The 13,968-nt window shown below is 60.3% G+C and carries 11 protein-coding genes and 1 pseudogene; 5 read left to right on the top strand and 7 right to left on the bottom strand.

From position 1 onward, the window contains the following. Positions 1–2: 2 nt before the first annotated feature. Both moeB and ribB read left to right on the top strand, forming a co-directional pair. A complete protein-coding gene (gene moeB, locus NW843_RS05710) occupies positions 3–1,172 on the top strand; it encodes a molybdopterin-synthase adenylyltransferase MoeB (RefSeq protein ID WP_414349810.1) in 1,170 nt (389 codons plus the stop codon). A 143-nt stretch (positions 1,173–1,315) separates the two neighbouring features. Next, positions 1,316–2,464: pseudogene (gene ribB / locus NW843_RS05705) on the top strand (3,4-dihydroxy-2-butanone-4-phosphate synthase); the annotation flags it as partial. A 60-nt stretch (positions 2,465–2,524) separates the two neighbouring features. On the opposite strand, the gene NW843_RS05700 reads toward ribB, so the two are convergent. The 3 genes from NW843_RS05700 to NW843_RS05690 form a co-directional block, all read right to left on the bottom strand. After that, the gene (locus NW843_RS05700) at positions 2,525–3,007 is read right to left on the bottom strand and encodes a hypothetical protein (protein ID WP_414522374.1); all 483 of its coding nucleotides are present in this window, start codon (positions 3,005–3,007) and stop codon (positions 2,525–2,527) included. 114 nt (positions 3,008–3,121) lie between these two features. After that, entirely contained in the window at positions 3,122–4,168 is a 1,047-nt protein-coding gene (locus NW843_RS05695; protein WP_414522373.1) for a GntR family transcriptional regulator, read from the bottom strand. Between the two features lie 152 nt (positions 4,169–4,320). After that, positions 4,321–5,439: an ABC transporter ATP-binding protein gene (locus tag NW843_RS05690; RefSeq protein WP_414522372.1), complete on the bottom strand. Its 1,119-nt coding sequence runs from the start codon at positions 5,437–5,439 to the stop codon at positions 4,321–4,323. Between the two features lie 289 nt (positions 5,440–5,728). Here NW843_RS05690 and NW843_RS05685 point away from each other — a divergent pair, with 289 nt between their 5' ends. Further along, complete coding sequence (locus NW843_RS05685; protein WP_414418374.1) at positions 5,729–6,283, top strand: DoxX family protein; 555 nt, start codon at positions 5,729–5,731, stop codon at positions 6,281–6,283. An 80-nt stretch (positions 6,284–6,363) separates the two neighbouring features. On the opposite strand, the gene ppk1 is transcribed toward NW843_RS05685, so the two are convergent. The 3 genes from ppk1 to NW843_RS05670 are packed head-to-tail and all read right to left on the bottom strand — an operon-like array spanning position 6,364 to position 10,425. Beyond that, on the bottom strand, positions 6,364–8,538 hold the full coding sequence (ppk1, locus tag NW843_RS05680; RefSeq protein ID WP_414522396.1) for a polyphosphate kinase 1: 2,175 nt from the start codon (positions 8,536–8,538) through the stop codon (positions 6,364–6,366). Positions 8,539–8,596: 58 nt separating this feature from the next. Further along, on the bottom strand, positions 8,597–9,556 hold the full coding sequence (locus tag NW843_RS05675; RefSeq protein WP_414522371.1) for a branched-chain amino acid ABC transporter permease: 960 nt from the start codon (positions 9,554–9,556) through the stop codon (positions 8,597–8,599). Further along, the gene (locus NW843_RS05670) at positions 9,556–10,425 is read right to left on the bottom strand and encodes a branched-chain amino acid ABC transporter permease (RefSeq protein WP_414522370.1); all 870 of its coding nucleotides are present in this window, start codon (positions 10,423–10,425) and stop codon (positions 9,556–9,558) included. The genes NW843_RS05675 and NW843_RS05670 overlap by 1 nt, the downstream gene beginning before the upstream one ends. Positions 10,426–10,580: 155 nt before the next feature. Here NW843_RS05670 and lptC point away from each other — a divergent pair, with 155 nt between their 5' ends. After that, the gene (gene lptC, locus NW843_RS05665) at positions 10,581–11,555 is read left to right on the top strand and encodes an LPS export ABC transporter periplasmic protein LptC (protein ID WP_414522369.1); all 975 of its coding nucleotides are present in this window, start codon (positions 10,581–10,583) and stop codon (positions 11,553–11,555) included. An 81-nt stretch (positions 11,556–11,636) separates the two neighbouring features. Continuing rightward, on the top strand, positions 11,637–13,412 hold the full coding sequence (locus tag NW843_RS05660; RefSeq protein WP_414522368.1) for a sulfatase: 1,776 nt from the start codon (positions 11,637–11,639) through the stop codon (positions 13,410–13,412). Between the two features lie 12 nt (positions 13,413–13,424). On the opposite strand, the gene NW843_RS05655 is transcribed toward NW843_RS05660, so the two are convergent. Next, positions 13,425–13,919, bottom strand: a complete 495-nt coding sequence (locus NW843_RS05655) for a DUF3531 family protein (protein WP_414343673.1) — start codon at positions 13,917–13,919, stop codon at positions 13,425–13,427. Positions 13,920–13,968 lie beyond the last annotated feature (49 nt).

Genomic DNA, 13,968 nt, shown 5'->3' with positions numbered 1-13,968 from the left:
GCATGTTGAACCTGGACACCAGCCAAGTTAGCCTCTCCCGCGAAGAGATGGAGCGGTTTTCTCGGCATTTGATCCTGCCCGAGGTGGGCCTAGAAGGACAGAAGCGGCTGAAAGCGGGCAAAGTGCTGTGCATCGGCACAGGCGGCCTTGGCTCGCCCCTGTTGCTGTACTTGGCGGCAGCCGGCGTGGGGCGGATCGGCATTGTCGATTTTGATGTGGTGGATGTGTCCAACCTGCAGCGGCAGGTGATCCACGGCACCTCCTGGGTGGGCAAGCCGAAGGTGGAATCGGCCAAGAACCGCATCCTGGAGATCAACCCCCACTGTCAAGTGGATGTTTACAACACCGCCCTGAAGGCCCACAACGCACTGGAGCTGTTTGCCAACTATGACGTGATTGTGGATGGCACCGATAACTTCCCCACCCGTTACCTGGTGAACGATGCCTGTGTGTTGACGGGCAAGCCCAATGTCTACGGCTCGATCTTCCGCTTCGAGGGACAAGCGACGGTCTTCAACTACGAAGATGGGCCCAACTACCGGGATCTCTACCCCGAGCCGCCCCCACCAGGACTGGTGCCCTCCTGCGCAGAAGGGGGAGTGTTGGGGATCCTCCCCGGCATCATCGGTGTTATTCAAGCTACCGAAACCGTGAAGATCCTGCTGGGCGTGGGCACAACCCTAAGTGGGCGGCTGCTGCTTTACGATGCCCTGAACATGAGCTTCCGGGAGCTGAAGCTGCGCAAAAACCCCGCCACTCCTCCCATCACCCAGCTTATCGACTATGAGCAGTTCTGCGGGATCCCACAAGCCCAAGCTGCCGAACAGGCTGGCCAAGCGGAGATCCCGGAGATCACCGTGGCTGAGCTAAAAGCCCGCCTCGATGCCCAGCAAGACTTTGTGCTGGTCGATGTGCGCAACCCGAACGAGTGGGAGATAGGCCGGATCCCTGGTGCTCACCTGATCCCCCTGCCCCAAATTGAAAACGGCGACGGGGTGGAGCAGGTGCGTCGCCTCCTTAACGGCTCAGAGCTGATCGTCCACTGCAAGAGTGGGGCACGCTCGGCCAAAGCCCTGAAGATCCTACAAGCTGCTGGGATCCAAGGAAAAAACCTGCGCGGGGGGATCCTCGCCTGGGCAGAGGCTTACGATCCCTCGATTCCCAAGTACTGACTCTGCCTTGGGATCCCTACCTGTCGCCCGGTTTGCTCTAGCATAGATCCGGCAGATCCGGTGCCCAGAGCCGGCTGTGCCAGGTTTTCCCTTTTTGCGTCCCCTTTTCCATGAGTGCCATCCCGCAGGCCGAGACAGAAACGATCTTCCACTCCATCCCCGAAGCCCTCGAAGACCTCAAGTGTGGTCGCATGGTCATCGTGGTCGATGACGAAAACCGAGAAAACGAAGGGGATCTGGTCTGTGCTGCCCAGTTTGCCACGCCCCAAGCTATCAACTTCATGGCCACCTACGGGCGGGGCCTTATCTGCCTGGCCATGCAGGGATCCCGCCTCGATGAGCTGAAGATCCCGCTGATGGTGGGGCAGAACACCGACAGCAACCAAACTGCCTTCACCGTCAGCATTGATGCTGGGCCAGAGGCTGGAGTTTCCACCGGCATTTCCGCTGCCGATCGCTCTCGCACCATTCAGGCGGCCATTCACCCGCACACGCGACCGGAAGATCTGCGCCGGCCTGGTCATGTCTTTCCGCTGCGGGCACGGGAGGGCGGAGTACTCAAACGGGCTGGCCATACGGAAGCAGCGGTGGATCTGGCGATGTTGGCCGGGCTGTATCCGGCGGGGGTCATCTGCGAGATCCAAAACCCAGACGGCTCCATGGCCCGCCTGCCCCAGTTGATCGAATATGCCCGTCAGCACGATTTGAAGATCATCACCATCGCCCACCTCATCGAGTACCGCTTGCGCACCGAACAACTGGTTCACCGAGAGGCTGCCGCCACCCTGCCAACGGAGTTTGGCCAGTTTCGGGTTTACGGCTACCGCGATAGCCTCAACCAAGTCGAGCACCTGGCTCTGGTGAAAGGGGATCCGACCCAATTTGCCGCTGAGCCCGTCCTGGTGCGCGTCCATGTGGAGTGTCCCCTAGGGGATGCGCTGGGATCCCTGCGCTGCGATTGTCGCCGCCAATTGACAGCGGCCCTGAAGATGATCGGCCACCAGGGCAAGGGGGTGCTGGTGTACCTGCGCCGGCAAGAGCAGGAGCTGAGTCTCATCGAGCAAATCAAGTCCTACGCCCGGCAAGATCTGGGACTTTCTGAAACCGCGCCACCGGTGGCGATGGACTTGCGCGATTACGGCATCGGCGCCCAGATCCTACGGGATGTAGGGGTGCGCAAAATGCGCCTGATCAGCAACACCTCTCGCCACATCAGCGGCCTAAAGGGATTTGGCCTGGAAGTGGCCGAGCGCGTGCCCCTGCTGGTGGAAGAGCCGGATCTCAATTTGCATGTGGAGCCGTCCTGTTCCCTGAAACTGTTGCTGCACGACGCTGGCGCAACCGATTCCGGCTCAAGCCTGTAGCGCGTTGTAGGGCCGAGGGCTATGGTGGAACAAAGACTGGGGTGCAGCCGGCTCGCCATCCACCACATAAGCCTTGGATCCCCAGCCCCAGAAAGACCAGAAAGGACGTTCGGGCCCCGATGGAGCCGTCATTGCTATGCGACGCTTCCGCGCTGGTGACAGGGGTGCGGAGCACTGGCGCGCCAGCGAGACGGAGTCCCTGGCTGTGGGGCTCAAGAGTTGCTTCGGCAAGACGGGAATGTCGGATCCCACCTGCGACCACACTTCATAGCCCTGAGGGCGCACCACCACCAGGCTGATCAGGGATCCGTGATCCATGTCGTAGCGGCAACTGGCGATGGCCTCTTGCAGCTGAGAAAAGCCCCGGTTGAAGACGTAAAAATGGTCTTGGAAGCGGATGGCCTCCCAGAAACCTTCCCGTGTAACCGCCACATAGTCGTGATTGGCGGAGGCGTAGTCGAGGATCACCATGCGTGTAAAGACTGATCAGCGATGAATCAAAATGAGAGAGCTTTTACCGTATTTTCACTTAAGCACGATATCGGGCAGCCTGTCATCCGCAAAATGGCTCACCTGCAACAAGGCTTAATGGGTTTCTTTGCCTTGCAAACTGCTACTGCTTGCGTCCCCATCTCCTCCGGCTCCAGGGATCCCACCCAGTTCCCGTCGCAGCTCGGCCATGGCTGCTTCTCCGATGTGGGGGGTGGCGCAGACTAGGTTGGGTGTGCGGATTAGATCGGCTCGGGCTTGGCGCACCAAGACCCGCAGGGTGGGGTAGCTGGCCTCATCGCAAATCAGCGTATGGGCGCGGCGGATTAGGGATCCCACCCGTTCCGTATCCGAGATCACTGCCGTCAGCACCAGCAGGTCTCCCCGCAGACTGTAGACAATCACCTCGGCAACCTCCAGCAGGGCAGTGCTGATGCTCACCAGCCCCAGACAGGCGTGGGAAGGCAACTGGCGGATCAGGGCAATTTCACGGGCGTAGTCGGACACCTCCACCGTCAGAACACGGGCCCCTCGCGGCTGGGCAATGGCCTCGACGGCGCTGAGAAAATAGTGCAGCGTCACCACAGTGCCGGAATGGATCTGATCCAGAACGGTGGCCAGCTCCTCCAGGGGCACCAACTGGACCCGGATGCCCAAAGTCTGCTGGATTTGCTGGGCCATCAGTTGTCCTGTACCCAAATCCCGGTTGGGCACACACACCAGCACTTGGGCACTGCAGCGCAACCGCCAATCGATCTCCGCCAGCAGCAGATCCCGCACCTGCTCCAAAGAAAACCCCTGCTGCAGCAGCTGGTCGATGCCCTGGCGCACCTGCTCCAGGACCTGTCGGGATCGATCCAGGTTTTCCCCCAGGCCGCGAGAGTAGTTAACCACCTGGCGGGCGGAGCGGCTCACGTAAATGCCAGATCCAGCGCGGGTTTCCACCAGGCCCATAGCCTCGAGTTGGTGGTAAACCTTGTGGATGGTATTGCGGTGCAGGCCTGTTTGCATAGCCAATTGACGGGTGCTGGGCAGGCGGTAGCCGGGAGGAAATTGCCCGCAGGCGATGGCAAAGCAGAGCAAATTAAAAAGCTGTACGGAGCCAGGGATCCCGCTCCCCGGCTGGATGGAAATGCGCATCATGGCCCGTTTTTCTCCCTTTGACAACGCCGTTGCGAGCCCGTTTCTGGGCTACGTAAGAATCCCTCGACTTCAGTCGGCGGGAGTGTCAACTGCCTGCAAGATAGCGCCGACGCCGGATAGACAAGCTCCAGAGGAGATCGGGATTGAGAGCCCTATTCGGGGATGCGGTGCATCCGGCTGGGATCCCAACTTAAAGTCACCTCCGTCCCTTCCGGCAACTGCTGCAAATTCAGGCCGGGGTTGGGTTGCACAGCCAAAAGTTTCACCTCACAGCCCGACACCCATACCTGATAGCGAATGAAAGCCCCTAGATAAGCAGTGTCGCAAATCCGTCCCCGCAAGCGGCAGTGGCCATCGGGGATCCCTTCTTCAGATAAGTCAATCCGAATGTGCTCCGGGCGCAAAGCAAACAGGGCCGCTTCTCCCACGCATCGTTCCGCCAGGGATCCCTCGATCAAGTTGGTTTGGCCGATAAAACCGGCTACAAACCGGGTGGCAGGTCGCTCGTAGAGCTCTGGCGGGGATCCCACCTGTTCGATGCGCCCGCGATTGAACACGGCAATACGATCGCTCATGGTCAGGGCCTCTTCTTGGTCGTGGGTGACGTACAAAAAGGTGAGACCAAGGCGGTGTTGTAGGGCCTTGAGTTCAAACTGCATCTGTTGGCGCAACTTCAAATCCAGCGCCCCCAAAGGTTCATCCAGCAAGAGCACCTGCGGTCGGCCAACCAAAGCCCGCGCCAAGGCCACCCGTTGCCGTTGCCCCCCTGAAAGTTGGCTGGGTTTACGGGATCCCAGATCGGGCAGTTGTACCAGCTCCAGCGCCTCTTGCACTCGCTTTTGGCGCTCCTTCGGCGGTATGCCGCGGATCATCAAGCTGTAGCCAACGTTCTCCGCCACCGTCATGTGGGGGAAGAGAGCATAGTCCTGAAACACCGTGTTCACAGGCCGTCGGTAGGGCGGCAGACCCAAAACATTCTGGCCGTTCAATTCGATCTGCCCCTCATCCGGACGCTCAAAGCCCGCGATCATCCGCAAACAGGTGGTTTTGCCCGAACCCGACGGCCCCAACAACGTAAAAAACTCCCCCTGCTGCACCTCCAAATCCACCCCGTCCACCGCTTGGATCCCGGAAAAGTTGCGGCTGACCCTCCGCAAACGAATGGCAGGCGGGGATCCCTCCTCTCTCCCGGCTTGGGATTTGGCGGAGCTGACATCAGAGGCGAGGACAGATTCGGCAACCATATCGACACAGGCAGCAAATGAACCCATTATGAGGGATCCATTTACAGAGGTTGACAGGTCTCAGCAAGGCCGGAAAAGTCCCAGGCCAAGAGCAGAGATAGTGTGGCGCAATCGCCTGCGGTGAAAGCTCGCCGGAAACCCACCCGACCGGTCGCGAAAGCGGGCCGGAGACCTTGTTTCTGGATGGGATCCCTTGACCACTGGGGATCTGAACCCCATCTTGTTACAGAAATTTAGAATCGTTACAATAGGTTGGAATCTTTGCTCATCTTTGCATCGCAGGTTTTATCCTATGGCACCCTCTCAGCAGTTTCCCGTGCTACTCGCCTCAGCTTTGCGTCACGACAGCGTAACTCCGCGCTGGTCTCAAGTGGCGTGGACCGTTTTGCGGGTGGTGGCAGGGCTATTCATGATTCACAACGGCCTTGACAAACTGGCAGATATCGAAGGATTTGCGACGGCTTATGTAGAAGTGATCGGGTTGCCCTTCCCGATCTTTTTTGCTTATGTAGCCGCCTATACCGAGCTGATTGCAGCCCCCATGGTGGCGCTGGGTTTGTTGACCCGCGGGGCAGCGTTGGGTTTGTTCGCCACGATGGCAGTGGCCATGTTCCACCACATCAAAGTGGCCGGCTTTAGCGTTCCCTATCTGGAGCTGTCGGCCATTTACGCAGCGATCTTCTTGGCCTTTGCGGTGAATGGGGGGGGCTGGTTCTCTGTGGATCAGCTCTTGGTGAACGCAATCGAGTCGTGGCTGAACCGCTCCAGCCGAGAGAAGTTGGAGAGCTTGCAGTCTTCGCTGCAGGCCACGGAACGGGTAATTGCGCTGGGCGAGGAAGAGGCCGAGGCCGCCAAGACCACCGGATCCTGAGCTTTGGTGGCCATTCCCGATAGCGGCGAGGCTGCTCCTCTCTCCCTCTGAGAGAGAGGTTAGCAGTGAGAGTCATCCTGCTAAACGCGGCTGGCGGCCCGCTCCATCAGGCGTTGGTGGGTGGAGCGCACAGGCTCTCCTGGCTTGGGTTGCCGCTGCACGTAGGTGCCATCAGGGCGCAACTCCCAGGCTTGCCGGTTGTCCGTCAGGCAGATGTCCAAGATCGCCTTGAGCTCCCGCTGCAACGCGGGATCCTCCACAGGGGTAACCACCTCAACGCGCCGATCCAGGTTGCGGGTCATGTAGTCGGCACTGCCGATGAAGTACTCTTCCTGGCCGCCATTGTAGAAGTAGAAGATGCGGGAGTGCTCCAGGAAGCGCCCGATGATGCTGATCACGCGGATGCGTTCGCTTAGGCCGGGGATCCCCGGCTTGAGGCAGCACATGCCGCGCACAATGAGGTCGATCTCCACCCCGGCTTGGCTGGCCTCGTAGAGCAGCCGGATCATTTCCGGGTCGGTGAGAGAGTTGATCTTGACGATGATACGCCCCTGGCCCCCCGCTTGGGCATGGCGCATCTCGCGGCGGATCAGGGCTTCCATGCCTTGGCGTAGGGTTCTGGGGGCCACCAAGAGCTTGCGGAATTGCCGTTGCCGTGAGTAGCCCGTCAGTAGGTTGAACAATTCCGTAACATCGTTGCAGAGGGTCTCATCGCAAGTGAACAGCCCTAGGTCGGTATAGATACGGGCGGTTTTGGGGTTGTAGTTGCCGGTACCGATGTGGACGTAGCGGCGCAGGGATCCCTCCTCTTCCCGCACCACCAAAGCCAGTTTGCAGTGGATTTTCAGCCCCGGCAGGCCGTAGGCCACGTGGACCCCGGCTTTCTCCAGCTTTTTGGCCCAGAGGATGTTGTTTTCTTCGTCGAAACGGGCTTTGAGCTCCACCAGAGCGGCCACCTGCTTGCCGTTTTCGGCGGCCTGAATGAGGGATTTCACCACCGTCGAGTCGCCGGAGGTGCGGTAGAGGGTTTGCTTAATGGTGAGCACCTGCGGATCGTTGGCGGCCTCCTCCAAAAACCGTTCCACGCTGGCGGCAAAAGAATCGTAGGGGTGATGCACCAACAGATCCCCTTCCCGGATGACGGCAAAGATATCCACCGGCTCATCGCTGACCGAGGCAGTGCGCAGGCGGGGCGGGGTGACCGGCCCCCAAGGGGGATCCTTCAAATCGGGCCGATTCAGGCTGAGAAACGCCATCACCCCCCCCATACTCAAGAGGCCATCCACTTCGTACACCGAGTCACTGTTGAGGCGCATCTCTTCGCTGAGCCGTTGTCGGATGGCTGCCGGAGTTTGGCTGGCAATCTCCATGCGCACCACCGAGCCAAAGCGTCGTTTGCGCAGCTCTTCTTGAATGGCAGCCAGCAGATCGTCGGCCTCGTCCTCTTGGATTTCCAGATCCGCATCCCGGGTGATGCGGAAGGGGTAGTACTCCAGCACCTGCATGCCGACAAACAGCGCTTCCAGATGGTGGGCAATCACCTGATCCAGCGGCACAAAGCTCACCCCATCCCGCAGCGGCACAAAGCGGGGCAAGGTATTGGGCACCTTCACGCGAGCAAAATGCTCCTTGCCAGTCTCTGGATCCCGCACCACCACCGCCAAGCTGAGGCTGAGGTTGGAGATGTAGGGAAAGGGATGGCCTGGATCCACCGCCAAGGGGGTGAGCACTGGAAACAAACGCCTCTCAAAGTAGTCCCGCAGCTCCTGCCGTTCCGACTCGGCCAGCTCGGAAAAATCGCGGATGTGAATGCCCTGTTCCGCCAGCTTGGGCACCAGTTCCTGCCGGAAGCAAGTGTGCAATTTTCGAATCAGGGGGCGCAGGTGGCTCGAGATCTGCTGCAACTGCTGCTGCGGTGTAAGGCCATCCGGGGTTAGCACCAACACGCCCGTTTCCAACTGACGACGGATCACCGCCACCCGCACCATGAAAAATTCGTCCAGGTTGCTCTCAAAGATGGCCAGAAACTTCAGCCGCTCCAGCAGAGGTGTGCGCTCATCCAGGGCCTCGTGCAAAACCCGGGCATTGAATTCGATCCAGCTCAGCTCCCGGTTGAAATACTGCTCCGGCAGAGCATAGCCCTCTTGGATGGGTGTAGTCCGGATCCCTGGTTGTCCGGCATCAGGGGGGCAGCCCGTCGTGTCGGGGTTGCAGGGTGGCCAGGAAGGGTCAGTTTCCTTGGGGCGCGGAGTCATGACGACAGAGGGCTGGGTTATCTCAAACACGTCAACAACAGCTGGAGCCGACCCAATCCTATCCTGCGGGGTTCTGCTGAGGCGAAGGAGAAGTGCCCAAGACGGGCTTGGGCGGACGTTCAGGCAACAATCCTTGAGAGCGCGTCAGAAGAATGACCTGGAGCAGGATCCCGATCAACAAAATGCGCAAAGGGCCAGCCCGGGTGGCCCACTGGGGCGGCAAACGGTTGGTGAGCCACTCGCTGCCCGACCACACCCCCCAAATTACCAGCGCTCCCAGCAAGGCGCCGCGATTGTTGCCACTGCCCCCCGCGATCAGCATTACCCAAACGATAAAGGTGGCAAACTCCGGTTGAAAGGCTTCTGGGCTGATGAAATTGACAAAATGGGCGTAGAGGGCCCCCGCCAACCCCATGAGCATGGATCCCAGCACAAACGCCTGCAGGCGAAACTGGAGCACATCTTTGCCGGCGGCCATGGTTGCCGGTTCATCCTCGCGAATGGCCCGCAGCACCCGCCCCCAGGGGGAGCGATAGGCCCGCTCCGCAGCCCAATAGACCACCGCCAAAATGACCAGCACCAAGCCCAAGTAGAGAAGGGTATCCTGACCTGGGATCCAGCCGCGAAAGGGTCGTGGAATGCGGGTAATTCCCCGCACACCGTTGGTGAGCCAGCCCTCATTTCTCAGGATTTGGCTGATGATCTCAGCAATGCCGATGGTGGCGATGGCCAAGTAGTCGGAACGCAGCTTCAGGGTAATCAACCCGATCAAAAAGGCAATCGCCCCGGCGACAGCCACAGCTATGGCAAAACCCACCCAAAAGGGCAGATTGAAGCCGCCCAAATGCTCGGCGCTTGGGGGTGTGGTGACAATGGCGCTGGCATAGGCTCCCACGGCAAAAAAAGCCCCCACCCCGATGTTGAACATGCCGGCGTAGCCCCACTGGATATTGAGGCCCAGCACCAGCACGCCGTAGATCCCCACCAAAATCAAAAAGAAAATGCCGTAGCTCAACATCAGACCTCTCCCCCACCCGGGGATCCCAGTAATCCTGTGGGTCGGAAGATCAGCAGCAGTACCAAAATGGCGAAGGCCACCCCGGTTTTATAGGCCGGGTTGATCACCAAGGTCGAGAATTCTTCCGCCAGGCCAATCACCAGCCCTCCGGCAATAGCCCCGTAAGGGCGACCGATGCCGCCGAGAATGGCCGCTGCAAAAATGGGCAGCAATAGCCGCCAGCCCATGGTGGGGTGCAGACGGGTATCCATGCCCAGGAACACACCTGCTGCACAGGCCAAGGCTGCGCCAATGGCCCAAGTCCAGAGAACGATTCGCTCCGTATCAATGCCGGTAACCTTGGCCAGCTCAAAATTGTCGGCCATGGCCCGCATCGCTTTGCCCACCCGCGTGCGTTGTAAGAAGAGATGCAGGGCCACCACCAACAGGGCTGTTCCCGCCAGGATTACCGCCCAATCGGGCTTAATGCGCAGCTCCCCAAGCCGCCACGGCAACTGGATCCCGCTGCGGTACACCTGATTGTTGGGCCCCCAGATGATCTGCACCAGGCTGCGCAGAATCAGGGCGGTGCCAAAAGAAGAAATGAGCAAGATCACTGGTGCCTCCCGGCGCAGGCGGCGATAAATGAGTTGGTCGATCCCAACTGCACAAAGTACCGTGGCCAAGGCTGCCGGGATCAGGCTGACCCCAATTGGCCAACCCAACCCAACAAATGTCAGGCCGAAGTAGGCCCCCAGGGTCATCAGATCCCCGTGGGCAAAGTTGGCAAAGCGCAAAATGCCAAACGTGAGGGATACCCCAATTGCCCCCAGAGCATAGATGCTGCCCAAGACGAGGCCGTAAATGAAAAGTTGCAACAGTTGGGTCACGCTTGCCCCCAAAAACACTTTGCCCTGATAATGCCACGGGTTTGCCGAGAGCGGGATCCGGCTCAGCGCAGCGGAAGGATACGGCTGATCGCGCCAGCGGGACGGAGTCCTAAGAAAGCTAGGGTAGGGGAGAGCGCCCACAAGGAAGAAGATCCATGCAGTCCAGGTCTTTGTCCATCCTCAGCTCCCTGGCAGCTTTGGCCCTGTTGAGCCTTGCCTGCGGAGCGCTGGAGCCATCCCCAGACAGGGATCCCACACCTGCGGATCCCATTCCCACTCCCCAGTTAATCTACGAAGACATCACCCTCACCCAGGCCAGACCGGATGGTGCCATTCTCTGGCGCTTACAGGCTCGCCTGGCCGAATACGAGCCCCCCTCCGAAGGCAGCGCCACTCCTGTGCAGTTGGGATCCGCCCATTTGCAGGCCGTTGAGGGAGAATTTTTCGACGAAGACAACCGCGCCATCCGCACCCGCGCCGAGCGAGGATCCGCGTACCCCGGCGAACGACGGCTGGAATTAACGGGTCAAGTCGAGGTGGAATCAGAGCGGGATAATCTGCGTCTGCAGGCCCAGCGGGTGGAATGGCTGCCGGAACAGCGCCGCCTCCAAGCCGAGGGCCAGGTGAAAGTGGAGCTGTTGGATGGGCAGGGATCCCTGTGGGGGGATCGGCTGCTCGTCGACTTTGGCCAAGCCCAGATGCAGCTGGAGAACTGGGATCCCACTCAGCCGGTGCGGGCAGAGTACCGGGATCCGGATCTGGAGCTGGCTGCCAGCCGTTTTCTGTGGCAATTTGGCGTCGGGGAAGTGCAGGCAGTAGGGTCTGTAGAGGTTTACGCTCCCTTACAAGCTTTGCGCCTCAGGGGCGAGCAGTTGCGGGCTCCCCTGCCTCTAACCGAGTTGCGCATATTGGGCAACGGGCAAGCCAAAGCCGAGCAAACCGGTCAAGAGCTGCAGGCCCAAGAGATTCGCTGGCGCATCGGCTCCACCCAGTTGCAAGCCCGAGGCAACGTGCGCTACCGCCAGCCCGGCCAGGCTTTGACTGTCAGAGGCAACCAAGGGATCCTGGATTGGCAGGCCAACACTGCTCGGATCCAAGGCAACAGCCAAACCCAGCTCACTTTGCCCTAAGGGGGGCTGGGGGGAAGCAGAAAGCTGGCCGAGAGCATGGCAGGATAGGGATACTTTAAGAAACGTATCAGGTGGGTTGTGGTGAGCTTTGAGGACTCCGTCCGAGTGGCGCAAACAGGACATTCCCCCGCAAGGGCCGGCGCTGCTGCTGCAGAACGCCCCAACATCCTGCTGATCGTGCTGGATACCCAGCGGGCGGATCGTCTCTCCTGCTATTGGTCAGAAGCGGAGCGTGCCCGCCAAGTGCCCACCAGCCCCAACCTGGATCGGCTGGCCGCCGAATCCACCCTCTTCGAGCGGGCCATCGCCCCCGCCCAATGGACCATCCCCTCCCACGCTTCCCTCTTTACGGGGGAATACCCCAGCACCCACCAGACCGTCCAAGCAGATCTGGAGCTGAGCCCCGCCTTGCCCACCCTGGCAGAGCTGTTGCAGCTGAGCGGCTATACCACTGTGGGCTTTTGCAACAACCCTCTGGTGGGGATCCTGAAAAACGGCTTGCGGCGCGGCTTTGAAACCTTTTACAACTACGGTGGCGCTCTGCCCACCCGCCCCCCCGAAGGCACCCCCTTGCCCGCCCCCTTGAACCGCTGGCTGGCCGCCTACACCCAATTTTGGCGGCGGCTCTCCTATCCGGTGCAAAACGCCTTTGCCCGCTCCGACGCCCTTTTCCAGCTGGCGCTGCACCCCTGGTTTGCCTCCCTCTGGACCCGCCTGCTCAACTTCAAAGGCAACACCGCCGCCTCGATTGCCGACCTCAACCGCTACCTGCAGCAGATGGCCCGCCGCCGGTCGGATCCCGGAGCACGGCCCTTCTTTTGCTTTGTCAACCTGATGGAGCCCCATCTGCCCTACTGGCCGCCGGAGCCCTTTGTGCAGAAATACGCCCCCTATTTCAAAAGCAACCGCGAGGCCCGCGACTTTTTGCGCCAATACAACGCCCAGCCCTACCGCTGGATGGCGCCCCTGCCGCAGCCCCTTTCTCCACTGCAAGCGCAGGTGCTGCGGGATATCTACGATGCTGAGGTGGCCTACCAAGATCACCTACTGGGATCCGTCTTCGACACCCTGCGCCACACCGGCCTGGAGCAGAACACGCTGGTGGCCATCGTCGCCGATCACGGCGAAGGCCTGGGAGAACACGACTTCGTCGGCCACGCCTTTGTGGTCTACGAAGAGCTGATCCGCGTGCCCCTCATCCTGCGCTATCCCGGCCACTTCCCGGCAGGAAAACGCATTGCCACCCCCGTTTCCACCCGCCGCCTCTTCCATACCCTCCTGGAAGCTGCCGGCTTTAGCCCCAACCTTTCCCCCAACGGTGCCCCCTGTGTCAGCCTCAAGCTCCGCCGCGAGGTCGCCCGCCTCAGCTTGGCCCGCACCTTGGCAGGGGAAGATCCCGAGCAGGGAACAGTGCTCAGCGAAGCCTTCCCGCCCCACCTCCTCATTCGGGCTATGGAAAGCCGTAACGACAGCCTGCTGCGGGCGCGTGCCTGTTACGACATCCGCCGTGCCCTCTATGAGGGGATGACCAAGCTCATCCAAACGGGGGATCGTCCCAGCCTCTACAACTTGGAGCAGGATCCGGCGGAGCTGCGGGATCTGCTCTGGGTCGGCGACGGGGATCCTGTCTCCTCTCTGCCTGATGTGGACCCGCAGCGCTATCGCAACCGGTCGGCGGGGGAAGCCGGCTGGGGATCCCTTTCCCCCCAGGCTTGGCTGGCTCGCCTGCAGCAGGGGCTGAGAACGTGGGTGAGCTGGGCAGAATCCCGACAGCCCAGCACGGCTCCTCGCAAGGTGAATGTGGAAAGCGATGCCGACTTGGTGCGGCAGATGCAAGAGCTGGGCTACTTGGAGTAGGCAGGGATCCCGCTATTCCAGCCCTCCTTCCTCCTCCCTGTGATCCCGCACATAGCCGTTTAGATCGTAGTCATCCATGTCATCCATCTCCTCCGGATCCGCCGTTGGCCAATCCTCATTTTGCCCGCCGATAATCACGCGGCTGAGGCCGATGTATTCCAGGCTGAGGGTGCGCAGGGCGTTGATCAACACATCCAGCGCCATCGCATCGGCGGTGCCCAGATCAAACCAGCAGCGGGCCCAGTTGTCCTTCTCTTCCAGGGATCCCATGTTGTGCATCAGGGAAGGCAAGGGATCCGATTCGTTGGGATATTCCAGATAGCTCAGATCCACCTCGGCCTCTTGGGCCACCAGGCGCTCGGCGTTAAATCCGCCCAGTTTGCCCAGCACGTACCATGACTCCAGCACCTCGTTGAGGTACTCCAGCTCAGCTTCGACCGGCGGCTCGGCAAACTCAAACCAGATCCACAGATTTCCCGGATCGCACTCGCGAAACTCCACTTGCATGGACAGTTCCTGATACATTTACGCTGAACACTGCTGAACATCACTGTTC

Source organism: Synechococcus sp. R5-12 (assembly GCF_047502655.1).
GTDB lineage: Bacteria > Cyanobacteriota > Cyanobacteriia > Thermostichales > Thermostichaceae > Thermostichus.
The sequence above is the reverse complement of the archived record's forward strand: the minus strand, read 5'-3'. Positions and strand labels throughout refer to the sequence as shown.